The 25,708-nt window shown below is 73.4% G+C and carries 27 protein-coding genes; 13 read left to right on the forward strand and 14 right to left on the reverse strand.

Annotated features, from left to right (window positions below; translation table 11 throughout):
- Window positions 1-157 precede the first annotated feature (157 nt).
- The 6 genes from E4U92_RS03685 to E4U92_RS03710 all read left to right on the forward strand — a co-directional run bounded on the left by E4U92_RS03685 (window position 158) and on the right by E4U92_RS03710 (window position 6,364).
- Complete coding sequence (locus tag E4U92_RS03685; RefSeq protein ID WP_229863055.1) at window positions 158-1,780, forward strand: ABC transporter ATP-binding protein; 1,623 nt, start codon at window positions 158-160, stop codon at window positions 1,778-1,780.
- Window positions 1,777-2,901, forward strand: coding sequence for an ABC transporter permease (locus tag E4U92_RS03690; RefSeq protein ID WP_137298784.1), 1,125 nt, complete (start codon window positions 1,777-1,779; stop codon window positions 2,899-2,901). The genes E4U92_RS03685 and E4U92_RS03690 overlap by 4 nt, the downstream gene beginning before the upstream one ends.
- Window positions 2,901-4,163 carry an ABC transporter permease gene (locus E4U92_RS03695; protein ID WP_137298785.1) on the forward strand — a complete coding sequence of 421 codons (1,263 nt, stop codon included), beginning with the start codon at window positions 2,901-2,903 and terminating at the stop codon, window positions 4,161-4,163. Before E4U92_RS03690 ends, E4U92_RS03695 begins: the two co-directional genes overlap by 1 nt.
- On the forward strand, window positions 4,160-4,564 hold the full coding sequence (locus E4U92_RS03700) for a cytidine deaminase (RefSeq protein WP_137298786.1): 405 nt from the start codon (window positions 4,160-4,162) through the stop codon (window positions 4,562-4,564). Before E4U92_RS03695 ends, E4U92_RS03700 begins: the two co-directional genes overlap by 4 nt.
- A gap of 73 nt (window positions 4,565-4,637) precedes the next feature.
- On the forward strand, window positions 4,638-5,921 hold the full coding sequence (locus E4U92_RS03705; RefSeq protein ID WP_137298787.1) for a thymidine phosphorylase: 1,284 nt from the start codon (window positions 4,638-4,640) through the stop codon (window positions 5,919-5,921).
- 110 nt (window positions 5,922-6,031) lie between these two features.
- Window positions 6,032-6,364 (forward strand): STAS domain-containing protein, encoded by a 333-nt coding sequence (locus E4U92_RS03710; protein WP_229863057.1) that lies wholly within the window; start codon window positions 6,032-6,034, stop codon window positions 6,362-6,364.
- Here the strand turns inward: E4U92_RS03710 and E4U92_RS03715 are convergent.
- Window positions 6,248-7,264, reverse strand: a complete 1,017-nt coding sequence (locus tag E4U92_RS03715; protein ID WP_137298789.1) for a sigma-70 family RNA polymerase sigma factor — start codon at window positions 7,262-7,264, stop codon at window positions 6,248-6,250. The two genes, E4U92_RS03710 and E4U92_RS03715, sit on opposite strands and share 117 nt — an antisense overlap.
- A 180-nt stretch (window positions 7,265-7,444) precedes the next feature.
- On the reverse strand, window positions 7,445-8,731 hold the full coding sequence (locus E4U92_RS03720; protein WP_137298790.1) for an MFS transporter: 1,287 nt from the start codon (window positions 8,729-8,731) through the stop codon (window positions 7,445-7,447).
- Window positions 8,732-8,794: 63 nt separating this feature from the next.
- Here E4U92_RS03720 and E4U92_RS03725 point away from each other — a divergent pair, with 63 nt between their 5' ends.
- Window positions 8,795-9,757 carry a LysR family transcriptional regulator gene (locus tag E4U92_RS03725; RefSeq protein ID WP_137298791.1) on the forward strand — a complete coding sequence of 321 codons (963 nt, stop codon included), beginning with the start codon at window positions 8,795-8,797 and terminating at the stop codon, window positions 9,755-9,757.
- A 27-nt stretch (window positions 9,758-9,784) separates the two neighbouring features.
- Here E4U92_RS03725 and E4U92_RS03730 read toward each other — a convergent pair whose 3' ends face one another.
- On the reverse strand, window positions 9,785-10,546 hold the full coding sequence (locus E4U92_RS03730; protein ID WP_137298792.1) for an alpha/beta hydrolase: 762 nt from the start codon (window positions 10,544-10,546) through the stop codon (window positions 9,785-9,787).
- A gap of 113 nt (window positions 10,547-10,659) precedes the next feature.
- Here E4U92_RS03730 and E4U92_RS03735 point away from each other — a divergent pair, with 113 nt between their 5' ends.
- Together E4U92_RS03735 and E4U92_RS03740 are read left to right on the forward strand one after the other, a co-directional pair.
- Complete coding sequence (locus E4U92_RS03735) at window positions 10,660-11,823, forward strand: adenosine deaminase (RefSeq protein WP_137298793.1); 1,164 nt, start codon at window positions 10,660-10,662, stop codon at window positions 11,821-11,823.
- A 135-nt stretch (window positions 11,824-11,958) separates the two neighbouring features.
- Entirely contained in the window at window positions 11,959-12,312 is a 354-nt protein-coding gene (locus tag E4U92_RS03740) for an ATP-binding protein (protein ID WP_137298794.1), read from the forward strand.
- A 90-nt stretch (window positions 12,313-12,402) separates the two neighbouring features.
- On the opposite strand, the gene E4U92_RS03745 is transcribed toward E4U92_RS03740, so the two are convergent.
- The 5 genes from E4U92_RS03745 to afsQ1 form a co-directional block, all read right to left on the reverse strand.
- The gene (locus E4U92_RS03745) at window positions 12,403-12,603 is read right to left on the reverse strand and encodes a PspC domain-containing protein (RefSeq protein ID WP_137298795.1); all 201 of its coding nucleotides are present in this window, start codon (window positions 12,601-12,603) and stop codon (window positions 12,403-12,405) included.
- Between the two features lie 97 nt (window positions 12,604-12,700).
- Complete coding sequence (locus E4U92_RS03750; RefSeq protein ID WP_137298796.1) at window positions 12,701-13,252, reverse strand: VanZ family protein; 552 nt, start codon at window positions 13,250-13,252, stop codon at window positions 12,701-12,703.
- Between the two features lie 116 nt (window positions 13,253-13,368).
- Window positions 13,369-13,980 (reverse strand): hypothetical protein, encoded by a 612-nt coding sequence (locus E4U92_RS03755; RefSeq protein WP_137298797.1) that lies wholly within the window; start codon window positions 13,978-13,980, stop codon window positions 13,369-13,371.
- Window positions 13,977-15,626 carry a sensor histidine kinase gene (locus E4U92_RS03760; RefSeq protein WP_137298798.1) on the reverse strand — a complete coding sequence of 550 codons (1,650 nt, stop codon included), beginning with the start codon at window positions 15,624-15,626 and terminating at the stop codon, window positions 13,977-13,979. The genes E4U92_RS03755 and E4U92_RS03760 overlap by 4 nt, the downstream gene beginning before the upstream one ends.
- Window positions 15,623-16,300: a two-component system response regulator AfsQ1 gene (gene afsQ1, locus E4U92_RS03765; RefSeq protein ID WP_067239974.1), complete on the reverse strand. Its 678-nt coding sequence runs from the start codon at window positions 16,298-16,300 to the stop codon at window positions 15,623-15,625. Before afsQ1 ends, E4U92_RS03760 begins: the two co-directional genes overlap by 4 nt.
- A 262-nt stretch (window positions 16,301-16,562) precedes the next feature.
- Here afsQ1 and E4U92_RS03770 point away from each other — a divergent pair, with 262 nt between their 5' ends.
- Window positions 16,563-17,300 carry a SigE family RNA polymerase sigma factor gene (locus E4U92_RS03770; RefSeq protein ID WP_137298799.1) on the forward strand — a complete coding sequence of 246 codons (738 nt, stop codon included), beginning with the start codon at window positions 16,563-16,565 and terminating at the stop codon, window positions 17,298-17,300.
- Window positions 17,301-17,574: 274 nt separating this feature from the next.
- Here E4U92_RS03770 and E4U92_RS03775 read toward each other — a convergent pair whose 3' ends face one another.
- Window positions 17,575-18,354: a uridine kinase gene (locus E4U92_RS03775; protein ID WP_229863058.1), complete on the reverse strand. Its 780-nt coding sequence runs from the start codon at window positions 18,352-18,354 to the stop codon at window positions 17,575-17,577.
- A gap of 59 nt (window positions 18,355-18,413) precedes the next feature.
- On the opposite strand from E4U92_RS03775, the gene E4U92_RS03780 reads away from it, so the two are divergent.
- Window positions 18,414-18,821 carry a hypothetical protein gene (locus tag E4U92_RS03780; protein WP_137298800.1) on the forward strand — a complete coding sequence of 136 codons (408 nt, stop codon included), beginning with the start codon at window positions 18,414-18,416 and terminating at the stop codon, window positions 18,819-18,821.
- 93 nt (window positions 18,822-18,914) lie between these two features.
- On the opposite strand, the gene E4U92_RS03785 is transcribed toward E4U92_RS03780, so the two are convergent.
- The 3 genes from E4U92_RS03785 to deoC are packed head-to-tail and all read right to left on the reverse strand — an operon-like array spanning window position 18,915 to window position 22,311.
- A complete protein-coding gene (locus E4U92_RS03785) occupies window positions 18,915-19,919 on the reverse strand; it encodes an aldehyde dehydrogenase family protein (RefSeq protein ID WP_229863063.1) in 1,005 nt (334 codons plus the stop codon).
- Window positions 19,912-21,348 (reverse strand): aldehyde dehydrogenase family protein, encoded by a 1,437-nt coding sequence (locus E4U92_RS03790; RefSeq protein ID WP_137298801.1) that lies wholly within the window; start codon window positions 21,346-21,348, stop codon window positions 19,912-19,914. The genes E4U92_RS03785 and E4U92_RS03790 overlap by 8 nt, the downstream gene beginning before the upstream one ends.
- Window positions 21,349-21,354: 6 nt before the next feature.
- A complete protein-coding gene (gene deoC, locus E4U92_RS03795) occupies window positions 21,355-22,311 on the reverse strand; it encodes a deoxyribose-phosphate aldolase (protein ID WP_137298924.1) in 957 nt (318 codons plus the stop codon).
- Window positions 22,312-22,597: 286 nt separating this feature from the next.
- Here deoC and E4U92_RS03800 point away from each other — a divergent pair, with 286 nt between their 5' ends.
- Complete coding sequence (locus tag E4U92_RS03800) at window positions 22,598-23,311, forward strand: PH domain-containing protein (protein ID WP_137298802.1); 714 nt, start codon at window positions 22,598-22,600, stop codon at window positions 23,309-23,311.
- A gap of 165 nt (window positions 23,312-23,476) precedes the next feature.
- Window positions 23,477-23,914 carry a hypothetical protein gene (locus E4U92_RS03805; protein ID WP_137298803.1) on the forward strand — a complete coding sequence of 146 codons (438 nt, stop codon included), beginning with the start codon at window positions 23,477-23,479 and terminating at the stop codon, window positions 23,912-23,914.
- 78 nt (window positions 23,915-23,992) lie between these two features.
- Here the strand turns inward: E4U92_RS03805 and E4U92_RS03810 are convergent, their stop codons facing one another.
- Together E4U92_RS03810 and E4U92_RS03815 are read right to left on the reverse strand one after the other, a co-directional pair.
- Window positions 23,993-24,250: a DUF2867 domain-containing protein gene (locus E4U92_RS03810; RefSeq protein WP_137298804.1), complete on the reverse strand. Its 258-nt coding sequence runs from the start codon at window positions 24,248-24,250 to the stop codon at window positions 23,993-23,995.
- A 51-nt stretch (window positions 24,251-24,301) separates the two neighbouring features.
- Window positions 24,302-25,495, reverse strand: a complete 1,194-nt coding sequence (locus E4U92_RS03815) for a glycosyltransferase family 39 protein (RefSeq protein WP_137298805.1) — start codon at window positions 25,493-25,495, stop codon at window positions 24,302-24,304.
- Between the last annotated feature and the right edge of the window lie 213 nt (window positions 25,496-25,708).

Genomic DNA, 25,708 nt, shown 5'->3' on the forward strand with positions numbered 1-25,708 from the left:
CGCGGCACAATGCTCGGAACGGATCAGACTGGAAGCAGTGCGATCAGGTCCGGGCACTATTTAAAGCAGGGGCGCTACGCGCGTAGAGCGGCCCCTTTCCCGAGGAGAGTGCGCCATCGACGCGTCCAGCAGCCCTCCGCTCACCGCTCCGTCGACAGTGGCGGTGGAGCTCACGGGCATCACCAAGCGATTCCCCGGTGTCGTCGCCAACCACGACATCCACCTGACCGTCCGCAAGGGCACCGTGCACGCCCTCGTCGGCGAGAACGGCGCGGGCAAGTCGACCCTGATGAAGATCCTCTACGGCATGCAGAAGCCGGACGAGGGCAGCATCGCGGTCGACGGCGAGCAGGTGAGCTTCTCCAGCCCCGCCGACGCCATCGCGCGCGGCATCGGCATGGTCCACCAGCACTTCATGCTGGCCGACAACCTCACCGTGCTCGAGAACGTCGTCCTCGGCAGCGAGAAGCTCCACGGCATCGGCGGCGGCGCCCGCCGCACGATCCAGGAGATCTCCGACCGCTACGGCCTCGGGGTGCGCCCCGACGCCCTGGTCGAGGACCTCGGCGTGGCCGACCGCCAGCGCGTGGAGATCCTCAAGGTCCTCTACCGCGGCGCCCGCACCCTGATCCTCGACGAGCCGACCGCCGTGCTCGTGCCGCAGGAGGTCGACGCGCTCTTCGCCAACCTGCGCGGGCTGAAGTCCGAGGGCCTGTCCGTCATCTTCATCTCCCACAAGCTGGGCGAGGTGCTCTCCGTCGCCGACGAGATCACCGTCATCCGGCGCGGCACGACCGTCGGGACGGCCGCCCCCGCGCAGACCACCCCGCGCCAGCTCGCCGAGATGATGGTCGGCAGCGAGCTGCCCACCCCGGAGACCGGCGAGTCCACGGTCACCGACCGCGCGGTGCTGGAGGTCAGGAACCTCACGGTGCACGCCCGCGGCGCCGTGTCCCTGGGCACGGAGGCGGAGCCCGCCGCCGGGGGCCTCACCGAGTTCGCGCCCGCCGGCGAGGTCAAGAAGGTCCTCGACGACGTCACCTTCACCATCCACGCCGGTGAGGTCATGGGCATCGCCGGTGTCGAGGGCAACGGCCAGACCGAGCTGATCGACGCGCTGATCGGCACCAAGGCCGCCGACTCCGGACAAATCGTCTTCCTCGGCGAGGACATCACCCCCTGGGCCACCCGCAAGCGGCGCGAGTCCGGCATCGGCTACATCCCCGAGGACCGCCACCGCCAGGGCCTGCTCCTGGAGGCCCCGCTCTGGGAGAACCGCATCCTCGGCCACGTCACCGAGGCGCCCAACGCCAAGGGCTTCTGGCTGAACCCCAAGGGCGCCCAGGCCGACACCCGCCGGATCGTCGAGGAGTACGACGTCCGCACCCCCGGCATCGACGTCACCGCGGCCTCCCTGTCCGGCGGCAACCAGCAGAAGCTGATCGTCGGCCGCGAGATGAGCCACGACCCCAAGTTCCTGATCGCCGCCCACCCCACCCGCGGTGTGGACGTCGGCGCGCAGGCCCAGATCTGGGACCGCATCCGCGAGGCCCGCCGCGAGGGCCTGGCGGTGCTGCTGATCTCCGCCGACCTCGACGAGCTGATCGGCCTGTCGGACACCCTGCGGGTGATCTTCGACGGCAGGCTGGTCGCCGACGCCGACCCCGCCACCATCACCCCGGAGGAGCTCGGTTCCGCGATGACCGGCGCCGCGACCGGGCACCTGCACCATTCCGAAGACAGCGCGGCGGACACCGCCCCGGAGGACGAGGCCCGATGAAGAAGTTCGACAAGGAGCGCGTGCTCGTCGCGGTGGCGGGTCCCGTCATCGCGCTCGTCGCGGCGGTCCTGCTGACCTCGGTCGTGCTGATCGCCTCCGGCAAGAACCCGTTCGAGCCCTACCGGCTGATGCTGGAGCAAGCCGGGTACTCCGACGTCCAGGTGCTGATCGTCAACCAGGCGTCGCTGTACTACATCGCCGCCATCGCGGTCGCCCTCGGCTTCCGGATGAACCTGTTCAACATCGGCGTCGACGGCCAGTACCGCCTCGGCGCGATGATGACGGCCGTGGTCGGCGCCCACGTCGCCCTGCCGTCCTTCCTGCAGGTCCCGATGCTGCTGCTGGTCGGCGCGCTCACCGGCGCCATGTGGGCCGGCATCGCCGGCGTGCTGAAGGTGACCCGGGGCGTCAGCGAGGTCGTCGCGACGATCATGCTGAACTCGATCGCCACCAGCGTCATCGGCTACCTCACCCTGACCGACAACCTCGGCGTGCTGGTCGGCGACAACGTCACCACCGGCATCATGAAGGACTCCGGCTGGGTGCCCGGGATCGACCTGGGCCAGGACGTCGGCGAGATCTACGGTCTGGTCTTCCTCGCGGTCGCCCTGGGCATCGCCTACTGGCTGGTCCTCAACCGCACCCGCTTCGGCTTCGACCTGCGCGCCACCGGCGAGTCCGAGACCGCCGCCGCGGCCTCCGGGGTCAACGCCAAGCGCATGGTGCTCACCGCGATGCTGATCTCCGGCGCGGTGGCCGGCATCTCCGGCCTGCCGCTGCTCCTCGGCGACGTGCACACCTACTCGCTGAGCTTCCCGGCGGGCCTCGGCTTCACCGCCATCGGCATCGCCCTGCTCGGCCGCAACAACCCGGGCGGCATCGCCCTGGCCGCCCTGCTGTGGGCCTTCCTGGACAAGGCGTCCCCCGCTCTCGACTACGCCGTCCCGGTGGCGTACGAGAAGGAGATCGCCACGATCATGCAGGGCCTGATCGTCTTCGCGGTCGTCATCTCGTACGAGGCCGTACGGCAGTGGGGCCTGCGCCGCCAGCAGAAGCAGGTCGGCGCCCAGCTCGCCGCCGAGGCCGCCAACCCCAACGCCCACAAGGAGGTGGCTGCCTGATGAGCACCGCGACCGTCGCCAAGCCCACGGCGCAGCAGCCCGGCAAGGGCAGCCGCCGCTTCTCCCTGCCGGTACTCCTGCTGATCATCGCGGGCGTGCTGGTCCTCACCTCGCTCGCCCGGATCATCTCCGGCGCGGACGGCATCACCTCCACCGGCCAGATGTCCACGGCCCTGCGGCTCGCCGTGCCGATCGGCCTCGCCGGCCTCGGCGGCCTGTGGGCCGAGCGCGCGGGCGTGGTCAACATCGGCCTCGAGGGCATGATGATCCTCGGCACCTGGTTCGGCGCCTGGGCCGGCTACCAGTGGGGCCCGTGGACCGGTGTCGCGTTCGGCATCATCGGCGGCGCGCTCGGCGCCGTCCTGCACGCCGTCGCCACCGTCACCTTCAACGTCAACCACATCGTCTCCGGTGTGGCGCTGAACATCCTGGCCCTCGGCACCACCCGCTACCTGTCGAAGTTCACCTTCGAGGACGCCCCGCAGGGCTCCTCCAAGCAGTCCCCGCCGATCGACTCGCTGGGCACCTTCGACATCCCCGGCCTGTCGAGCTGGCTGCAGACGCTCAACGAGAAGCACTGGTTCCTGGTCTCCGACATCGCCGGCCTGGTCGGCGGCCTGGTCACCAACCTCTCGCCGCTGACCGTCGTCGCGGTCGCCCTGGTCCCCGCCACCTGGTGGGTGCTGTGGCGCACGGCGTTCGGGCTGCGGCTGCGCTCCTGCGGCGAGAACCCGGTCGCCGCCGAGTCCCTCGGTGTGAACGTCTACAAGTACAAGTACCTCGCCGTGATCATCTCCGGCGGCTTCGCCGGCCTCGGCGGTGCCTTCCTGTCGATCGTCGCGTCCAACGTGTACCTCGACGGCCAGACCGCCGGCCGCGGCTACATCGGTCTCGCCGCGATGATCTTCGGCAACTGGATGCCGGGCGGCCTCGCCCTCGGCGCCGGCCTGTTCGGCTACACCGACAGCCTCAACCTGCGCGGCGGCACCACCAACGTGCACGCGCTGATCCTGCTGCTCGGCATGCTGCTGGTGGTGGGTGCGGCGTACCTGCTGTGGCGCCGCCGGACGGTCGGCGGCCTCATCACGCTGGTGATCTCCGCGGTGATGTTCCTCTGGTACGCCACCACCGACGAGGTCCCGCGCCAGGTCGTCACCGCCGCCCCGTACGTCGTCACGCTGCTGGTGCTGTCGCTGTCCGCGCAGCGCCTGCGGATGCCGAAGGCGGACGGTCTGCCGTACCGGAAGGGGCAGGGCAAGTGACCGAGTCCCGGGGGGCCTGCGACTGGGAGGCGCTGCGGGCGCTGGCCCACGAGGCGATGCGCCACGCGTACGCCCCCTACTCGGGGTACCCGGTCGGGGTCGCGGCCCTCGTCGACGACGGCCGCACGGTCTCCGGCTGCAACGTGGAGAACGCCTCCTACGGGCTCGGCCTGTGCGCCGAGTGCGGACTGGTCTCCGAGCTGCAGCGCACCGGCGGCGGCCGGCTGACGCACTTCACGTGCGTGGACGGCAACGGCGACGTGCTGGTGCCGTGCGGGCGCTGCCGGCAGCTCCTGTACGAGTTCGGCGGCCCTGACCTGCTGCTGGAGACCCCCGAGGGCGTCCTGCCGCTGGCGCGGATGCTCCCGCAGGCCTTCGGGCCGGACCACCTCACCAAGTGACACCGCGCGGCCCCTCCGAGTCCGTCAGGCCGGAGGGGCCGCGCCCTTTTGTGAACCACCCGGAAGGAACGCCATGGCCATGGACGCCGTCTCCGTCATCCGCACCAAGCGGGACCGCGCGGAGCTCAGCGACGAGCAGATCGACTGGGTCATCGACGCGTACACGCGCGGCGAGGTCGCCGACGAGCAGATGTCCTCCCTCGCGATGGCGATCCTGCTCAACGGCATGAACCGGCGCGAGATCGCCCGCTGGACCGCCGCGATGATCGCCTCCGGCGAGCGCATGGACTTCTCGTCGCTGTCCCGCCCGACCGCGGACAAGCACTCCACGGGCGGCGTCGGCGACAAGATCACCCTGCCGCTGGCCCCGCTGGTGGCGGCCTGCGGCGCGGCGGTCCCGCAGCTCTCCGGCCGCGGCCTCGGCCACACCGGCGGCACGCTGGACAAGCTGGAGTCGATCCCCGGCTGGCGCGCGCTGCTGTCCAACGAGGAGATGCTGCACGTCCTCGACACCACCGGCGCGGTGATCTGCGCGGCCGGCGACGGACTGGCCCCCGCCGACAAGAAGCTGTACGCGCTGCGCGACGTGACCGGCACGGTGGAGGCGATCCCGCTGATCGCCTCGTCCATCATGTCCAAGAAGATCGCCGAGGGCACCGGCTCGCTGGTGCTGGACGTCAAGGTCGGCAGCGGCGCCTTCATGAAGACGGTCGAGGACGCGCGCGAGCTGGCCTCCACCATGGTCGGCCTGGGCACGGACCACGGTGTGCGCACCGTCGCCCTGCTGACGGACATGTCCACCCCGCTCGGCCTGACCGCCGGCAACGCGCTGGAGGTCCGCGAGTCGCTGGAGGTGCTGGCGGGCGGCGGCCCCGCGGACGTGGTCGAGCTGACCCTCGCCCTGGCCCGGGAGATGCTCGACGCGGCCGGGGTGCGCGACGCCGACCCGGCGAAGGCGCTGGCCGACGGCTCGGCGATGGACGTCTGGCGCCGGATGATCACGGCCCAGGGCGGCGACCCGGACGCCGCGCTGCCCACCTCCAAGGAGCAGCACGTGGTCACGGCCCCCGCGAGCGGGGTGCTGACCCGCCTCGACGCCTACGACATCGGCATCGCCGCGTGGCGCCTCGGCGCGGGCCGCGCCCGCAAGGAGGACCCGGTGCAGGCCGCCGCGGGCGTCGAGCTGCACGCCCGGCCCGGGGACACGGTGACCGCGGGACAGCCGCTGCTGACCCTGCACACCGACACCCCCGAGCGCTTCGACTACGCGCTCCAGGCCGTCGAGGGCGCCTGGGACATCGAGGCGCCGGGCACGCCGTTCACCCCGTCGCCGGTGGTGCTGGAGCGCATCGCCTGACACCGACCGCGGCCGGGCCGGGCGGGGCCGGTTCCCGCCCGGCCGCCCGGCACCGATGAGTCGGGGGACCCGCCGCGGTCATACCGTACGTGGACCCGACGACACCGCCCGTGCTCACGCTGACCGGTCCCGCCACCCGCACCGAGGTGGCGGGCCTGTGCGACGCCGTGCGCGCCCTGCTGGAGGCCGGCGCCGTCCGGGTGGTCGTCTGCGACGTCACCGGGGCCGGACCACCGGGCCTGCCCGTGGTGGACACCCTGGCCCGTCTGGAGCTGGCCGCCCGGCGGGCCGGGGGGCACCTCAGGCTGCGGGGGGCCGGCCCCGCCCTACGCGCCCTGCTCGCCCTGGTCGGCATCCCCTTCGAGATGGAGGGGGACCCCGAACAGCGGGAACCACCGCTGGGTGTCGAGGAAGAAGTGGAACCCGGTGAGGCGGCCGTCTGAGATCTCCAGCACCTGGATCGCCCAGGGGGCGTAGCCGCCCTTCTCCGGGTCGGGCTTGTACTGCGCGAACCCCGGCAGGCCGTTGACCTGCACCGGCAGCAGCCGCGAGCCCGCGCACGCGGAGCCGAACGTGGTCATGAAGCCGGCGATGTCGTCGTGGCCGGTCAGCCACAGGTCGAACGGCGGCATCGTCATGACGGCGTCCTCGTGCAGCAGCGCCGTCAGCGCCGTCATGTCGTACCCCTCGAAGGCCGCCACATAGCGGTCCAGCAGCTTGCGCTGCTCGTCGTCCAGCGGGTCGGAGACGGACGCCGAGGCCGCCTTGTCGTCCCGCTCGGCGAGGGTCGCCCGGGCCCGCTGCAGCGCGCTGTTGACCGACGCGACCGACGTGCCGAGCAGCTCGGCGACCTCGCTGGCCCGCCAGGCCAGCACCTCGCGCAGGATCAGCACCGCCCGCTGCTTGGGCGGCAGTTGCTGCAGCGCCGCCATGAACGCCAGCCGCACCGACTCCTTGGCCACGGCCGCCTCGGCCGGGTCCTCCACGGTGGGCAGCACGCGCGCGTCGGGCATGGGTTCCAGCCAGGTGTGGTCGGGGCGGGGGGAGAGGGCGGCCCGCGCCAGCGGCGTGGCCTCCTGGAGGTCCATGGGGCGGGCCCGCTTGTTGCCCGCGGTCAGCATGTCCAGGCAGACGTTCGTCGCGATGCGGTAGAGCCAGGAGCGCAGGCTGGAGCGGCCCTCGAACGTGGCGTAGCTCCGCCAGGCGCGCACCATCGTGTCCTGCACCGCGTCCTCGGCCTCGAAGGAGGAGCCGAGCATCCGGTAGCAGTACCCGGTCAGTTCGACCCGGTGCTTCTCCAGCCTGACGTCGAGGTCCTCGACCGTCGTCGTGCTGTCCGTCATCGTCGTCCACCCGCCCCTGTGGCCGTCCTGTGGCGCGCCTTCGCGTCTCTCCTCCGGAAGCTACCGCAGCCCACTGACAACGGCCCGCCGAGTCCGCGAAAGCCCAGGTCGGAGGGGGTGCTCCGACCCGGGCTCAGGGAGGCGCGGGAGCCCCCGGCGCCGGGCGCCGGGGCGAGGTCCTCAGTGGGCCGGCACCGGCTCCCGGCGGGCCGCCACCCGCGCCGCGCGCGTGCCGCACAGGGTGATGCCCACCACGCCGAGCACGGCGAGCAGGCCCACGCCGACCGTCCCGGCCCAGCCGCCGGAGTGGAAGGCCAGGGCGCCCACCGTGCTGCCGGCGCTGGAGCCGACGTAGTACGCGGACTGGTACAGCGCACTGGCCTGGGCGCGGCCCGTGGTGGCCGTCCGGCTGACCGCCGAGGACGCCACCGCGTGGCCCGCGAAGAAGCCCGCGGTGATGAGGACCAGGCCCAGCAGGACGGGCGCCAGGCTGTCGCCCAGCGACAGCAGCAGGCCCGCCGCCGTGGTGCCGCCCGCCAGGTACAGGGCGCCCCGGCGGCCGAGGCGGCCCACCAGGCGGCCGGCTGTCGACGCCGACACGGTGCCGACCAGGTAGACCAGGAAGATCGAGCCGACGACGCCCTGCGGCAGGCCGAACGGCTGCTCGGTGAGGCGGTAGCCGATCACCGTGTAGACCCCGCCGAACACCGTCATGAACAGTGCGCCGATGGCGTAGAGCCGGCGCAGCAGCGGGTTCGCCAGGTGGCCGCGGACGGTGCCGAGGAGCACCCGGGGGCGCAGCGAGCCCGGGGTGAAGTGCCGCGGCGCGGGCAGCAGCAGCCGGAACGCCACCGCGCAGGCCACCGCGAGCGCGCCGATCACGCCGACGGCGGCCCGCCAGCCCCACTCCTGCGCGACCCAGCCGGTGATGACCCGGCCGCTCATCCCGCCGACGCTGTTGCCCGCGACGAACAGGCCGATCGCGGTCACCAGCGCCTTGGGCCGCACCTCCTCCGCGAGGTACGCCGTCGCCGACGCCGGGAGCCCGGCCAGCGCGGCGCCCTGCACCGCCCGCAGCACCACCAGCGCGCCGATCGACGGCGCGAAGGGCACCAGGACGCCGACGGCCACCGCGACCGCCAGCGAGGCCGTCATCACCGTGCGGCGGCCGTAGCGCTCGGACAGGGCGCTCATCGGCAGGACGAACAGCGCGAGGCCGCCGGTCGCCGCCGCGACCGTCCAGCTCGCCTCGCCGGCCGCGACCCCGAACTCCCCGGAGATCAGCGGCAGCAGCGCCTGGGTGGAGTACAGCAGGGCGAAGGTGGCGACGCCCGCGAGGAACAGGGCGAGGCTCATCCGGCGGTAACCGGGGCCGCCCGGCGCCATGCGGGAGTCCGTAGGGGAGTCGGGGGAGGCTGGCAGGGAGGCGCCCACGGTGGTGGACGCCCCGGTATCGGCGGGAGACATGCCACCGACGCTACGGACGCCCCACTCATCCGTCCAATGCACGGACTGCCCATAATCGTTCCCATGGTGCATCAGCTCAGGTCCGGAGCCCGCCTGTCACCGTCCAGTGACACAGAAGACACGACCGACATGGGGATGCTGCTCGCGCCGCGGCTCGCCCACTTCGCCGGCGTGGCCCGCACCGAGCACGTCACCCGGGCCGCGCAGGAGATGAACGTCCCGCAGTCCACCCTCTCGCGCGCGATGGCCCGCCTGGAACAGGACCTGGGCGTCGACCTGTTCGCCCGGCACGGCCGGACCGTCTCGCTGACGCCCGCGGGCCGCACCTTCCTCACCTCCGTCGAACGGGCCCTCGCCGAGGTGCGGCGCGCCGCCGACGAGGTCCGCGCCGACGCCGACGCGGCCACCGGCAAGGTCGCGTTCGGCTTCCTGCACACCATGGGCGCCGAGACCGTGCCCGCCCTGCTGCACGCCTTCCGCGCCGACCACCCCCGTGTGCGCTTCGGGCTCGTCCAGAACCACGGCGAGGCGATGCTGGAGGGGCTGCGGGCGGGGCAGCTCGACCTGTGCCTGACCTCGCCCGTGCCGGACGCGCCCGACCTGGTCGCGCGCCGCCTGGACGAGCAGAAGCTGCGCCTGGTGGTCCCCGCCGACCACCGCCTCGCGGGCCGCAGGCGGGTCCGCCTCGCCGAGGCCGCCGAGGAGACCTTCGTGACCCTGGAACCGGGCTACGGGCTGCGCCGCATCACCGACGCGCTGTGCCAGGAGGCCGGCTTCCGGCCGAGGGTCGCCTTCGAGGGGGAGGAGGCGGAGACCCTGCGGGGCCTGGTCGCGGCCGGTCTCGGCGTGGCCCTGCTGCCCCCGCCGACGGTGCCCCGGCCGGGTGTCGTCGAACTGGCGGTCACCGCCCCGCGGGCGGTGCGCGAGATCGGCGTGGCCTGGCTGGCGGACCGCGAGGACACCCCGCCGGTGGCGGCCTTCAAGAAGTTCCTGCTCTCCCGCCGGGGCACCCTGCTCCCCGACTGAGGCCCCGCGCGGCCGTGCGGCCGTCCGTCAGCGCCGCAGCGAGCGCCCGAACCCCGCCGCCAGGGGCATCCGCAGGCCCAGCGGCGGGGGTGCCGCGAAGGCGTCCGTCACCGGGCGGGAGAACGACCGCCCGAACAGTGTGCCGAGCACGAAGTCCTCCGCCAGCGAGTGCACTTCGTCCCGGTACTGGTGCAACCCGTGGCCGTCGGCGTGCACTTCGAAGCGGCACACCTCCCGGTTGGCCTTCTTCGCCCGCTCCGCCAGCCGGAACGACAGCTCCGGGTCGGTCCGCCGGTCGTTCGTGCCGTGCACGATCAGCACCCGCCGCCCCGCCAACTGCCGTACGGGCTCCGGTGTCCCGGCCACGTCCTCCTCCGGCAGCCAGGGCGCGAGCGCCAGCACGGAGGTGACGGCCTCGTGCCCGCCCGCGCGCAGCGCCGCCCGCCCGCCCATGCCCGGGCCGGCCAGGCACACGGGGACGTCGCCGTAGCGCCGTACCGCCTCGTCCGCGGCCCAGGCCGCGTCCGCCGCCGGGTGGGCGTCGCTGCCGTTCCAGCCGCGGTAGCGGTAGTGCACGACGTGCGTGGCCAGTCCCTCCTCCCGGCCGGCGCGGGCCAGTCGCCGGCCGAGGCCGCGCACGGAGGCCGCCGCGCGCAGCGGCGAGGGTCTGCGGCCGGAGACCTCCTCGCCGCCGGGCAGCAGCAGGACGACCCCGCTCACCGACGTCGGTTCCGGTCCGATCGCCCTGCCCAGCCGGGCCGTTCGGGCCGGCGTCGCTTGTTGTGCCATGGCAGAACAGTGTCAGAAGCGCTGGTGTACGCCACCCTGCCGGGGGGTCACCGTTGCGTATCGACGGCCCGGCACGACGGGCGATCTACGCGCGTAGGAGTTAGAGTGCCGCAATGACGAGCCAGACCACCGCGACGGGCATCACCCCCAGCCCGGACCAGATCCGCCGGGCGCCCAAGGTTCTGCTGCACGACCACCTCGACGGCGGGCTGCGCCCCGGCACGATCGTCGACCTCGCCCGCGCGACGGGCTACGCGCACCTCCCCGAGACCGACCCCGGCAAGCTCGGCGTCTGGTTCCGCGAGGCCGCCGACTCCGGGTCCCTGGAACGGTACTTGGAGACCTTCTCGCACACCGTCGGCGTCATGCAGACCCGCGACGCCCTCGTGCGGGTGGCCCGCGAGTGCGCCGAGGACCTCGCCGAGGACGGCGTCGTCTACGCCGAGGTGCGCTACGCCCCCGAACAGCACCTCGACGGCGGGCTGTCCCTCGAAGAGGTCGTCGAGGCGGTCAACGAGGGTTTCCGGGAGGGCGAACGCATCGCCCGCGCGAACGGCCACCGCATCCGCGTCGGCGCGCTGCTGACCGCCATGCGGCACGCCGCCCGCTCCCTGGAGATCGCCGAACTCGCCAACCGCTACCGGGACGTGGGCGTCGTCGGCTTCGACATCGCGGGCGCCGAGGCCGGCCACCCGCCGACCCGGCACCTGGACGCCTTCGAGTTCCTGAAGCGGGAGAACAACCACTTCACCATCCACGCCGGCGAGGCGTTCGGGCTGCCGTCCATCTGGCAGGCGCTGCAGTGGTGCGGCGCCGACCGGCTCGGGCACGGGGTGCGCATCATCGACGACATCGAGGTCGCCGGGGACGGCACCGTGAAGCTCGGGCGGCTCGCGTCGTACGTGCGCGACAAGCGGGTCCCGCTGGAGCTGTGCCCCAGCTCCAACCTCCAGACCGGGGCGGCGTCCTCGTACGAGGAGCACCCGATCGGGCTGCTTCGGAGGCTGCACTTCCGGGCCACCGTGAACACCGACAACCGGCTCATGTCCGGCACCAGCATGAGCCGGGAATTCGAGCACCTGGTCGACGCATTCGGGTACACGCTCGACGACATGCAGTGGTTCTCCGTCAATGCGATGAAATCAGCGTTCATTCCTTTCGATGAACGACTGGCCATGATCAATGACGTGATCAAGCCCGGATATGCCGAGCTGAAATCCGAATGGCTGTTCCAGCAGACCGCTTCGACCAGGGGTTCTTCCGGCCGGGAGGGCTGACCGGGGCGGTCGTGCGGCGCGGAGTGCGGGCGGGACTTCACCATCCGTCCGCATTTCGATGTTTGCGGTGGGCACCCGGGCATGTTTACGGTCGTGGACCGCTCGGTTCCCCGTATCCCATTCGAGGACGCATTCATGAAGCAGTCTGCTGCCAAGACCCTCGGCGTCGCCACCCTCGGTGCCGCCTTCGCCGCCGCCGGCGCGGGCGCGGCGAACGCCGCCCCCGCCCTGCCGGACGCCGCCCAGACGCTGGACGGCGTCACCCGGACGCTGCCGGCCGAGACCGTCGCCCAGGCGGTGCCGGGGGCCGGCCAGGCGCTGAAGCAGGCCCAGCCGGCGGTCGGCGCGGGCCTGACCGCCGTCCAGCCGATCGCGGAGCGGCTCATCGCCGAGGGCCCGACCAAGCCGGTCGCCGGCCTCCTCGGCGGCCTGCCGCTGCAGGGCCTGCCGACGCACGGCCTGCCCGTGAACGGGATCCCGCTGGGCTGAGCCCGCCCGCACGCCGTCGGGGCGCACCGGTCGACTCCGGGTGCGCCCCGACGGCGTTCGTGTACGCGCCGGACGCGGCGCGCGGAGCGGTCACCAGGCGGTACGGGCCTTGTCCTCCGAGGGCAGCAGCGCCCACAGTGCCAGGTAGAGCAGGAACTGGGGGCCGGGCAGCAGGCAGGACACCAGGAAGACGACCCGCATCGTCGTGGCGGACGTGCCGAACCGCCGGGCCAGCGCGGCGCACACGCCGCCGATCACGCGTCCGTGGGTGGGTCGGGCGAGGCTGGACATGGCAGCGGCTCCTTCGCGGACGTCCGTCGGAGGCGGCCCCGGTGGCCCCTCGACTGTGCCTTCCACGGTAGGGGGACGAATCCGCCCGAGCGTCGCTCTACGGGGCGATCCCGACCCTGGGAATCGTCGGGGTGCGACCCTGAGCCGGCTCCTCCTGGCGGGGGGCCTGCGGGAGCCGGCGGTCCGCCCTGCGGCGGAGCCGGGTGCGGGCCGCCGGGACGACGAGCGCGTGGGCGAGGCCCACCCCGGCCGTGTTCAGCAGCAGCGCGTCCACGTCGACCACCTGGCCCGGCACGCCCGTCTGGAGCAGCTCGATGACCAGCGACAGCAGGGCGCCCGCCAGGACCGTGCGCACCAGCGAGGCGAGCGGGGAGGCGGCCGGCCGGCCGTGCACCAGGGGCAGCAGCACGCCCAGCGGGGCCAGCAGCCCGAGGCCGGTGCCGATCCGGCGGGCCGCCTGCGGCCAGCCGAGCGCGAGGTCGGCGCGGATGCCGGCGAACGGGTGCAGGTTCGTGGGCATGACCCACGGGACGTCCAGCGGGCGCAGCGCGTACCAGGCGACGAACGCGAGGTGTGCGGCCAGGAGAACACCCCCGGCCACACGGATGCGGTACGCGGCGCTGCCGCCGATGGAGCCTTGACGCTGCACGACGGACTAGACGCCGGCCGCGGGACGATCGGTTCCGGACCACCCCCGAACCGGCGGACGAGGCGTGCGCCACACCTGGGGCGCCGCAGCCGCCGGCCGTCGGGTGACCCGGCCGTTCAGCCCCCGGTGACCTCGGAGGACGGCGGTTCGTTGCTGCCCGGGCGGGAGCGCACCTCGGAGGTGCAGGCGTAGCGGCGCGGCGGCTGGGTCCCCGGACCGCCGAGGACCACCGAGCCGTCGCCCTCGGTGGCCGCCGAGTCGGACAGCGTGCACACCACCTGCGCGAGGGCGTACGACGTCAGCGAGCCGGGGGCCGCGGACAGCCGCAGCGCGTCGTCCGGGTCGTCGGCGCCCGGACCGCTCACCGTCACCCCGCCGCGCACGTCGGTGGTGTACCCGGCCTCCTTCTCGGCCGCCGACGGCGACTGCGCCAGCTGGTCCAGCAGGCCCTGCGCCACCAGCACCCGCCGTTCGGCGCCGGCCGCGCCGTCGGGCACCGGGACCGCCCGGTCGACGGCCACCAGCGACGACCCGCACAGCAGGAACACCTGCACGGGCACGCCCTGGCCGCTCTGCGTGGCCCGGCCCGGGTCGGCGAGCGAGCAGCGCACCCGGGACGGCGCGGGCCCGAAGTCGGTCGGCACCTCGGTCGACCGGATCCCGCACCCGGCGAGCAGCGCGGCGAGCGCGGGCAGCGCCAGCAGGCCCGGCAGACGGCGTATGTTCATCGGGCGTCCTCCTGGCCCGTCGTCCGGCCCGCGCCCGCGCGCTCGGCCGGCTGCTCGGCCAGGTCCGAGGCGTCCCGGGGCAGCCGCAGGGTGAACACGGCCCCGCCCTCGGGGCAGTTGGCGGCGGTGATGGCGCCGCCGTGGATGTGCGCGTTCTCCTGGGCGATGGACAGGCCGAGGCCGCTGCCCTCGGACCGCGGCCGGGAGGCGCTGGCCTTGTAGAACCGGTCGAAGACGTGCGGCAGGACGTCCTCGGGGATGCCGGGCCCGTGGTCGCGCACGGCGATCACCACGGACTCCTCCCCGCCGTCGCCGTCGCCGCCGTCGCCGTCACCGGTCTCCGCCCCCGGCGCGCCCGCCCGCTCCACCCGCTCCGCGCGCACCGACACCCGCACCGGCGAGCCGCCGTGCTTGAGGGCGTTGCCGATGAGGTTGGCGAGGATGACGTCGAGGCGGCGCGGGTCGAGGCGGGCGTGGATGCCGCGCGCGGCGTCCAGTTCCACCGCGTCGAGCCAGGCGCGGGCGTCGATGCAGGCGGTGATCTGGTCGGCCACGTCCACGTCGTCGAGCACCAGCCGGGCGGTGCCCGCGTCGAAGCGGGTGACCTCCATCAGGTTCTCCACCAGGTCGTTCAGTCGCCGGGTCTCGCTGACCACCAGCCGGACGGCCGGCTCGATCATCGGGTCCATGCTGCCGGTCTCGGCCTCCAGCTCCTCCTCCAGCACCTCGGTGACGGCGGTGATGGCGGTGAGCGGGGTGCGCAGCTCGTGGCTCATGTCGGCGACGAAGCGCCGGGACGCCTCGTCGCGGGCGGCCATGTCCGCGACCCGCTTCTCCAGCGCCTCGGCGGCGTTGTTGAACGTCCGCGACAGATCGGCGAGTTCGTCGGTACCGGACACCCGCAGCCGGGTGTCGAGCCGGCCCTCGCCGAGCCGCCGGGCGGCGACGCCCAGCCGGTGCACCGGCTTCAGCACGGTCGTGGCGGCGGCCTGTGCGAGCAGCGCGGCGCCGATCAGCGCGAGCCCGGTGGCGATCCCCAGCGACCAGGCCAGCGAGTTGAGGTCCTTGGCCTCGGGCTCCAGCGACTTGCGCAGGTAGCCGGTCGGCCCGCCGCCGATCACCCGCGTGCCCGCGACCAGGTAGGGCGTGCCGTGGTCGACGACCCGCTGCCAGTACAGGTGGTAGGGCGACTTGTTGCCGCCGGTGAGCGGCTGCTGCTTGTTCACCGCCGTGCGCAGCGACTGCGGCACGTCGTCCAGCGAGAACCCGCTCAGCCCGCCGGAGTTGCCGTAGACCGTCCGGCCGTCGGTGCCGGTGGCGACGAGCAGCACGCTGAAGCGCTGGCTGCTGTTCGCCATCTGCCCCGCGGTGTGCTGCAGTTCGTCCTGCTCGGGGTGGGCGGGCAGCGCTCCGGCGCGGTTCTGCATCTCCTGCTGGAAGTCGCGCAGCACCGCGCCCTGGGTGCGGGTGAGCACCGCCTCGCGGTTGAGCCAGTACGCGATGCCGGACGCCGAGACGGCGGCGGTGAGGGCGACCAGCCCGAACACCACCACGAGCCGCAGGCGCAGGCTGGTGAAGCGCAGCCGTGTCAGATGTCCCGTGCGATCCGCGGCCCAGCCGCGGAACCCCCCGTGCGCAGTTGTCACTGAGGCGCGTCCAGGCGGTAGCCGACACCCCGCACCGTGCGGATCAGGGTCGGTGAGGAGGGCACGTCCTCGACCTTGGCGCGCAGCCGCTGGACGCACGCGTCCACCAGGCGCGAGTCGCCGAGGTAGTCGTGTTCCCACACCAGCCGCAGCAACTGCTGTCTCGACAGCGCCTGTCCGGGACGCCGGCTCAGCTCCAGCAGCAGCCGCAGCTCGGTCGGCGTGAGCTGGAGGTCCTCGCCGTTCTTGGTGACGGTCATGGCGGCCCGGTCGATGACCAGGCTGCCGAAGCTCGCCGCGTCGTTCGACTCACGCTCCCCGCGGCGCAGCACCGCCCGGATCCGGGCGTCGAGCACCCGGCCCTGCACGGGCTTGACGACGTAGTCGTCCGCCCCGGACTCCAGGCCGACGACGACGTCGATGTCGTCGCTGCGCGCGGTCAGCAGGATGATCGGCAGCTGGTCGGTGCGCCGGATGCGCCGGCACACCTCGAAGCCGTCGATGCCGGGCAGCATGACGTCCAGCACGATGAGATCCGGCCGCTGCTCGCGCAGCAGCTTCAGACCGTCCTCACCGCTGGCAGCGGTGGCCACCCGGTGTCCCTGGCGCGTCAGGGAGAGCTCCAGGGCCGTACGGATGGCGTCGTCGTCCTCGATCAGCAACAGGGAAGGCACGGGCTCATTCTGGCCCATGCGGGGGGTTCTGTTCGACCTGTGGGGCCGCCGGACCCGCAACCGCCCCGCCGTGCCGCGCGTCCGTCCTCTCCGTGAGGCCACCGCCGCGACACGCGGTGCGGCGCCTCGGACCGGCCCCTGTGACAGGTCTGTGACAGTCGGCGGACACGCCGATGAAGTCCCCTCGGCAAGCTTTTCGGCACGGGCAAGGACGTACGCCCGAGCAGACGGACACACGGAAGTCCACGACGGGGGGCGCGAGATGAACACGCTGCACGGCATGAGCACCAGCGCAGTGGTCACGCGCCTGCACGACGTGAACCGGGGTGCGGAGAAGTCCGGCGTTGCGATCGGGCGGGGGTGCGCTCGCGGCGCCGGGCGTCAGCACACGGCCCTGGTGGCCGTGGCCGACGCGGGGGAGCAGGCGGCTCACGGGGGAGCCGCGTACGGGGAGGGACCGGGGGAGCGCCGCTCCCTGACGGAGGCGGAGTTCACCGCCTACGTCCAGGAGCGCCGCGCCTCCCTGTACGCCACCGCCTACCACCTCACCGGTGACCGGTTCGAGGCCGAGGACCTGCTGCAGAGCGCGCTGTTCTCGACCTACCGGGCCTGGGAGCGGATCAGCGACAAGGCCGCGGTCGGCGGCTACCTGCGCCGCACCATGACGAACCTGCACATCAGCGCGTGGCGCCGCCGCAAGCTGAACGAGTACCCGACCGAGGAACTGCCGGAGACGCCCGGCGACACGGACGCGATGCGCGGCACCGAGCTGCGTGCCGTCCTGTGGCAGGCGCTGGCCCGGCTGCCCGAACTCCAGCGGACGATGCTGGTCCTGCGCTACTACGAGGGCCGCACCGACCCGGAGATCGCCGACATCCTCGGCATCAGTGTCGGCACGGTGAAGTCGAGCATCTGGCGGTCGCTCCGCCGGCTGCGCGAGGACCAGGTCCTCAGCTTCGGCCGTGACGAGGAGGACGCCTTCGGGGAGCTCGTCGCCTGAGGGTCACGGGGGAACGCCGGGCCCCGGCCCGGAACGGGGGAACGCACGGGGGAACACGGGAGCGGTACCGGGGGGACCCGACGGGGGACGTACGGGGAGCGGTACCGCGACCGGGGGAACACGGGGGGAGCACGGGGGAACAGCAAGGGGGGAACACGGGGGAGCACCGAAAGGGAGCGGGACCGGAGGGCCGGGGGGTCCGTCCGGTCCCGCTTTCGTGTGCGGTGCCGCGGGCCGCGGCGGCCGTGGGCGGCTCGCCCCGCGCACGCTCCCCTCACGCCGGGGTCGGCTCCTGGGCGTCCCGCACGTCCTGCGCGCTCTGTACGCCCGGCACGTCCCGCACCTCGTGCGCGCCCCGCGCGACCGGCACACCGGTCCCGCCCGTCCCCGCGGCGGCCAGCCGGTCCAGGGCCTCGTCGCGGTCGCAGGCGTGGGCGCCCAGAGCGGTCTGGCGGGCCACGATCGAGCGCTCCTGGCGCATCAGGCGCCAGCCCCTGCGCAGCAGGAACGGCACCGACTTGCGGCCCTCGCGCAGGTCCCGCAGGAAGCGGCGGCGGAACGTCTTCACCGGGCCGCGGCTCAGGCACAGCGCGTCCGCCAGCAGGCCACGTTCCCGGCAGCGCTGCACGATCTCCGCCGCGAAGATGCCCTCCGCGATGAACAGCGGGGTCGGCCCGATGTCGAGCGCGTCCGCGCCGGTCCGGGCGCTCAGGGAGATGTCGTACACCGGCACGCGGGTACGGCCCGTGCGGCACAGGTCGGCGATCGCCGCGACGGCCGCGTCCGCGTCCCAGGAGTCGGGGTGGTCCCAGTCGATGTCGGAGCTCCCCGCCACCAGCGGCAGCGTCGGGTCGCCGGCCTCCTTGTAGAAGTCGTCGAGCCGGAGGACCGGGAGGCCCGAGCGGGCGGCGAGGAGGGACTTGCCGGAGCCGGAAGGGCCGCAGAGCAGCACGACTCGCGTGGGCAGGAGGGGATGGGAACTCACGGGACACCAGTGTGCGGCATCCCGCCGCTCCCGTACGACCCCGCGGGTCGGCTTTGAAGCACGCGTCACATCTCAACTACCCTCTGCGCTGAACCGATTACTTTCCGCACCCTAAGGTGGCAGCAGCGATGGCCCGACACCTCTCCCCCCAGCACACCACCGGCCGGCGCGCCCTGGCCGTCCTCGCCACCGCGGGAGTCGCCCTCGGCGCGGGCGCTGGGGCCGCGTCCGCGGCGGACGGCGGGCCGCTCCTGGGCGGGGTGCACACCCGCCCCACCTCCCTCGGCCACATCGACCCCCAGGCGGGTCTGCGGGCGCTGACGGAGGCGCTGCCGTACGCGACGGGCGCCCTGGCGAACCTCAAGCCGAACCCGCTCGCGGGCACCGGCGTCGACCCGCTCGACAACGGCGTGGGCACCCAGCTCGCCGACTTCGCGCCCCTCAACTCCCAGATGCTGACCGGGCCGGTCGCCCAGGCGGCGTCGATCGGCTCGATCCCCCTCGTGGGACAGGTGACCGGGCTGCTCGGCAACTGACCAGCACGCGGCGAAAAGGGCCGCGGCCCCTCCGGACGGGGAGGAGCCGCGGCCCTGCTCGTGGGGTGGGCGCCACCCCGGGACGAACGGCCGTCAGTACGACGAGCCCGACGCGCCCAGCGACCCCGTGGGGTGCCAGACCGTCTTCGTCTCCAGGAACGCCGTCATCCGGTCGGTGCCCGGAGTCGCGAAGTAATCCACAGGCTGTGGACGGAGCACCCGCTTCAGGTTGTCCGCCGCGGCGACCTCCAGCTCCTTCGCCAGCCGCTCGTCGGCGCCCGCCAGGTCGATCGCGTTGACGTCCTGGTGCGCGGCGAGGGGCGCCGCGATCTCCGCCGTACCGCCGGACAGGACGTTGACGACGCCGCCCGGGACGTCGGAGGTGGCCAGCACCTCGGCCAGGGACAGGGCCGGCAGCGGGGCGCGCTCGCTGGCCACCACCACCGCCGTGTTGCCCGTGGCGATCACCGGGGCGAGCACCGAGACCAGGCCGAGGAACGACGACTCCTGCGGGGCCAGCACCGCGACCACGCCCGTCGGTTCGGGCGAGGAGAGGTTGAAGTACGGGCCGGCCACCGGGTTGGCGCCGCCGGTCACCTGGGCGATCTTGTCGGTCCAGCCCGCGTACCAGACCCACCGGTCGATCGTGGCGTCCACGACCCCGGCCGCCCGCGCCCCGGACAAGCCCTCGGCGTCGGCCACCTCGCGCACGAACTGGTCCCGGCGGCCCTCCAGCATCTCCGCGACCCGGTACAGCACCTGGCCGCGGTTGTAGGCGGTCGCGCCCGACCAGCCGCCGAACGCCTTGCGCGCGGCCACCACCGCGTCCCGGGCGTCCTTGCGGCTCGCCCGCGGCGCGTTCGCCAGCCAGTTGCCCTCGGAGTCAGTCACCTCGTACACCCGGCCGCTCTCGGAACGCGGGAACTTCCCGCCCACGTACAGCTTGTAGGTCTTCAGGACCGCCACCCGCGGCCCGGACCCGGCCACCGGGCCCGTCCCGTCACCCGTGACGGCCGGCCGGGTCTCGATGTCCGCGGCGGCCTTGGGGGCCTTGCCCGCCTTGTGGGCCTTGTGTGCCTTGTGGGTCTTGTCAGACATCGAGGTACGCCTCCAGGCCGTGGCGGCCGCCCTCGCGGCCGAAGCCCGACTCCTTGTAACCGCCGAACGGCGAGGTCGGGTCGAACTTGTTGAACGTGTTGGACCAGATCACGCCCGCGCGCAGCTTGCCCGCCACCGCCAGGATCCGCGAGCCCTTCTCCGTCCACACGCCCGCCGACAGGCCGTACGGCGTGTTGTTCGCCTTGGCGACCGCCTCGTCCGGGGTGCGGAAGGTCAGCACCGACAGCACCGGGCCGAAGATCTCGTCGCGGGCGACCGTGTGCGCCTGGGTGACCTTCGTGAACAGCGTCGGCGCGAACCAGTAGCCCGCCGAGGGGATCTCGCACTGCGGGGACCAGCGTTCGGCGCCCTCCGCCTCGCCCTGCTCGACGAGCCGGGTGATCCGGGTGAGCTGCTCCTCGGAGTTGATCGCGCCGATGTCGGTGTTCTTGTCCAGCGGGTCGCCCAGGCGCAGCGTGGACAGCCGGCGCCTGAGGGCGTCCAGCAGCTCCTCCTCGACGGACTCCTGCACCAGCAGGCGGCTGCCCGCGCAGCACACCTGGCCCTGGTTGAAGAAGATGCCGTTGACGATCCCCTCCACCGCCTGGTCGATCGGGGCGTCGTCGAAGACGATGTTGGCGCCCTTGCCGCCCAGCTCCAGCGTCAGCTTCTTGCGGGTGCCGGCGACGGTCCGCGCGATCTCCTTGCCGACGGCCGTGGAACCGGTGAAGGCCACCTTGTTCACGTCGGGGTGCGCGACCAGCGCGGCGCCCGCGTCGCCGTACCCGGGGAGGATGTTCACGACGCCCCGGGGCAGGCCCGCCTGGCGGCAGACGTCCGCGAAGAACAGCGCCGACAGGGGCGTCGTCTCGGCGGGCTTGAGGACGACCGTGTTGCCGGTCGCCAGCGCCGGGGCGATCTTCCACGCCAGCATCAGCAGCGGGAAGTTCCACGGGATGACCTGGCCCGCGACGCCCAGCGGCCGCGGGTGCGCGCCGAAGCCGGCGTGCTCCAGCTTGTCGGCCCAGCCCGCGTAGTAGAAGAAGTGCGCGGCGACCAGCGGGAGGTCCGCGTCGCGGGTCTCCCGGATCGGCTTGCCGTTGTCCAGCGTCTCCAGGACGGCCAGCTCGCGGCTGCGCTCCTGGATGATCCGGGCGATGCGGAACAGGTACTTGGCGCGCTCGGCGCCCGGCAGCGCCGACCACGTCCCGAACGCCTTGCGGGCGGCCCGGACGGCGCGGTCGACGTCCTCGGCCCCGGCGCGGGCGACCTCGGAGAGGACCTCCTCGGTGCTGGGGCTGATCGTCTTGAAGACCTTGCCGTCGGCGGCCTCGGTGAACTCACCGTCGACGAACAGGCCGTAGGACGGGGCGATGTCGACGACCGAGCGGGACTCGGGCGCCGGTGCGTACTCGAATGCGGAAGCCATGGGGAATCAGTCCACCGTCACGTAGTCGGGGCCGGAGTAGCGGCCGGTGGCCAGCTTCTGACGCTGCATCAGCAGGTCGTTCAGGAGCGAGGAGGCGCCGAAGCGGAACCAGTGGTTGTCCAGCCAGTCCTCGCCCGCGGTCTCGTTGACCAGGACCAGGAACTTGATCGCGTCCTTGCTGGTGCGGATGCCGCCCGCCGGCTTCACGCCGACCTGGACGCCGGTCTGCGCCCGGAAGTCGCGGACCGCCTCCAGCATCAACAGGGTGTTGGCGGGGGTCGCGTTGACGGCGACCTTGCCGGTCGACGTCTTGATGAAGTCCGCGCCGGCCAGCATCCCGAGCCAGCTCGCGCGGCGGATGTTGTCGTACGTCGACAGCTCGCCGGTCTCGAAGATGACCTTCAGGCGGGCGTCGCCGCAGACCTCCTTCACGGCGACGATCTCGTCGTACACCTTGAGGTACCTGCCCGCGAGGAACGCCCCGCGGTCGATGACCATGTCCACCTCGTCGGCACCGGCGGCGACGGCGTCGCGCACGTCGGCGAGCTTCACCCCGAGCGCGGCGCGGCCCGCGGGGAAGGCGGTGGCGACCGAGGCGACCTTCACGCCGGAGCCGGCGACGGCCTCCTTGGCGACGGCCACCATGTCGGGGTAGACGCAGACCGCGGCCGTGGTGGGCGCCGTGCGGTCGGTCGGGTCGGGCAGGACCGCCTTGGCGCCGAGCGCCCGGACCTTGCCCGGGGTGTCCGCGCCTTCCAGCGTCGTCAGGTCGACCATCGAGATGGCGAGGTCGATCGCGTACGCCTTCGCGGTGGTCTTGATGGAACGGGTGCCTAGGGAGGCGGCGCGCGCCTCCAGGCCGACCGCGTCGACGCCGGGCAGCCCGTGCAGGAAGCGGCGCAGCGTGCTGTCGGACGCGGTGACGTCAGCGAGAGCGTTGGCTGTGGGTGCGGTAGTGGGCATGGTCACCAGACGAGCATATCTACGCGCGTAGCGGCTGTACAGCCTAGGCAGCGGCCGCGGGAAGCGGAACCGGCGGACGTAGGCGGTGTCTCGTCGGTCAGGCCGGGCTCGCGGTGTCTGGCACCGCGCCTCGCCGCGTTGTCGTCGGTTGGCGATACTCCGCATCGCCGCCCTCCTCCGCCTTGCGATGCACGGCACCAGACACCGCTCCCTGATCCGGCCTGACCGACGAGACACCCCCTGGGCGGTAGGGCCGGCCGGTGGGCGCTGAGGCAGAATCGGGCGCATGACGACCCCCGACCACGAGTCACCCGCGCCGCAGCCCCCGGTCCCCGCCCTCAACGACCGGATCTACCGGTCTCCCGCGGGCATGGCCGGCGGTGTGCTGCTGCTCGCCCTCATGGGGTGGCTCGGCATCGACGCGCTCGTCGTCGGCGAGGGCCGCGTCCCCTGGCTGGCGCTCGCCTCGCTGATCCTCGGCGTCCCGCTGGTGGTCGCCTTCACCCTGCGGCCCGCGGTGTACGCGAACGAGGAGCGGCTGCGGGTGCGCAACCCCTTCCGGGTCGTCGTGCTGCCCTGGGGCCGGGTCGTGTCGCTGCGGTCCGGCTACTCCAACGAGGCCGTCACCGCGGACGGCGACAAGTACCAGCTCTGGGCCGTACCGGTGTCGCTGCGCGCCCGCAAGCGCGCTTCGCGCAAGGAGGCCCGGATGCAGGCGGAGGCCGCGGCCGGCCGGGAGGGACGCCGTACGAGGGGTTCGCGCGGCGCCTTCGGCGGTCCCTCGCGAGGCGCCGTCGTCCCGCAGGTGCCCGAGGGCCCCCTGCGGGCGGAGACCGACAAGGTGATGGACGAGCTGCGCCACCTGCACGAGGCCCACGAGGAGGCCGCGGGCCCCGCACCGCAGGGCCCGGGCGAGGTCACCGTGCGGTGGGCCTGGGAGATCCTGGGCCCGGCGATCGCGGGAGCGGTGCTCCTCGTGATCCTCGTCGCCGTCGGCTGAGCGGGCGGCAGCGCCCGCGCCGCCGCACCCGGGCCAGGTCTGTTCGGTCGGTGCCTGCGGCCGGACGACCGCGCACCCCCCAGATTCCTGGGATGGATCACCTGCCGCGCCCTCGTCAGTATCGGTGGGGCCAACCAACCGGACACCCCTCCCCAGGAGGCACCGTTGCCGCTCCGAAGAAAACTGACGACCACGCTCACCGCATGCCTCGCGGTGGTGGGCATCGCTCTGGCGAGCGCCTCGCCCGCCCAGGCGGCCCACATCTACTTCGAGCCCGGCTTCCGCTTCAACGCCGACGACCACTACCAGTCGGACCGCGGCTACCTGATCATGCAGGGGGACGGCAACTTCGTCCTCTACTGCACCTCGCCCCCGGGCAAGTACCTGTGGGACACCGCGACCGACGGCAACCCCGGTGCCTACGCCGTCTTCCAGGAGGACGGCAACCTCGTCGTCTACACCAAGGAGAACATCCCGATCTGGGACTCCGGCACCTGGGGCCGGGGCGCGACGTTCGCGCGGATCGGCAACGACGGCAACTTCGTCATCTACCGCGACATCACCCACCCGCTCTGGTCCACCGGCACCGCGAACCGCTGCTGAGCAGCGGCGCCGCGAGGGCCCGGCGCCCGGTTCCCGAGACCGTCGGGCCGGGCGCCGGCACGGGCCGGCCCGTCGTCGCTACGAGCGGGCGCGGGCGACGACCCTCGGGACGATGAGGTGGTGGAAGGGCTGGATCACCTTGAAGTACAGGTGTCCGGCCCGCCGGCGGTAGCGGACGACCGTGGTGCACACGCCTTCCAGGCCGGTGGCGCCCTCCCGTACGGCGAAGGACGTACGGAAGTCCAGATGCTCGTCGTCGTCGCCGGCCAGCACCTCGTCGTCGGTGACGGCCAGGACCCGGAAGGGACCCAGCCGTGCTCCGGGCTCGACCCGGATCTCCTCGGGGGCGACGCGCTTCTGGACGGGGGGCGGAGGTGCCCGCCGTGCCTAGGGGGCGCTCGTCCACACCAGGGACATGTAGGCACCGCAGTACGCGCTGCCCAGCACCGCCGCCGGCAGCGCCAGGGCCAGGAAGCGCCGTGAGGACCGGCTCAGGTGCAGTGCCACGGGCAGCAGCAGCGGGAAGCCCGGCAGCAGGAAGCGCGCCCGCGGGAAGTACACCCCGCCGCTGCCCAGCACGATCACCAGCAGCACCCCGGTGAACACCAGCAGCGCCACCGGCTGCCGGTCCGCCAGCGACAGCCCGTACAGCACCACCGAGACCAGCAGCGTCACCGTCACCACCACGAGGAACAGCTCCGGCGTCGGGTCCCGGCCCAGCAGGTCACGGAACCGGCGCAGGGTCTCCGCCCCGCCGTCCCACTCGTTGTGCCACAGGCGCTGCACGGCGAAGTAGCCGTCCCAGCGGTGCAGGCGCAGCCCCACCCAGCCGACGTACCCGCACCAGCCGAGCGGGGCGAGGAGCACCGCGGCCAGGGGCCCCAGCCCTGCGGGGCGCCGGCGCAGGGCGAGCAGCGCCGCCACGGTGACCGCGGCGGCCACCGCGACGCCGGTCGGCCGGGTGAGTCCGGCCAGCGACGCCAGCACCCCGGCCGCGACCCAGCGCCGCGTGAGCACCGCGTACAGGGCCCAGGCCGCGCACGCCGTGAACAGCGACTCGGTGTACCCCATCCACTGCACCAGGCCGACCGGCAGCGCCGCCCACAGCACGGTCAGCAGCACCCCCGTACGCCGGCCGTGCAGGCGGTCGCCGACGGCGAAGACCCCCCACGCGGCGGCGACGGAGGCGGCGACCGCCAGGCACAGGCCCGTCGTGGCCCGGCTGCCCGGGGTGACCGCCGCGAGGGCCTTGACCAGCACCGGGTAGAGCGGGAAGAACGCCAGGTTGTTCGCGTCGAAGGCGGTGCCCAGGGTGCGGGCGTAGCCGTGGTCGGCGATCCCCAGGTACCAGTCGGCGTCCCAGTGGGTCGCGAGGATCGGCCAGACGCCGTGGTGGCGGCGGTGCGCCCAGACGGTGAGGAACAGCAGCCCCGTGAGCCGCACCGCGAGGTACGCCAGCAGCGCGGGCGCCGCGTACGCCGGGCCCGGCCGGTGCGCACGCGGCGCGGCCGGGGCGGGGGACCGGCGCCGGGTGCCCGGGATGCCTGCGCCGCGGGCGGTGTCGGGGGCGGTGGAGGTCACGGCGGCGGCTCCGGGCACGGACTCGGTGGGCGGACGGTCGTACCGGTCCACCGTTGCCCGGCCGGAGCGGCCCGGCGCGCAGCGTGCGTCGGCTGTCGCGGGGGATTCACCCGATGGAGTGGCGCGACGTGGTCCGCGCGGCACCCGTCCGGGGGACGGGGCGCGGGGCCGTCAGGAACGGGCCCACGGGACCGGCGAGGGGCTCGCGCCCGG

Source organism: Streptomyces galbus (assembly GCF_005280195.1).
Taxonomy (GTDB): Bacteria; Actinomycetota; Actinomycetes; order Streptomycetales; family Streptomycetaceae; genus Streptomyces; species Streptomyces galbus.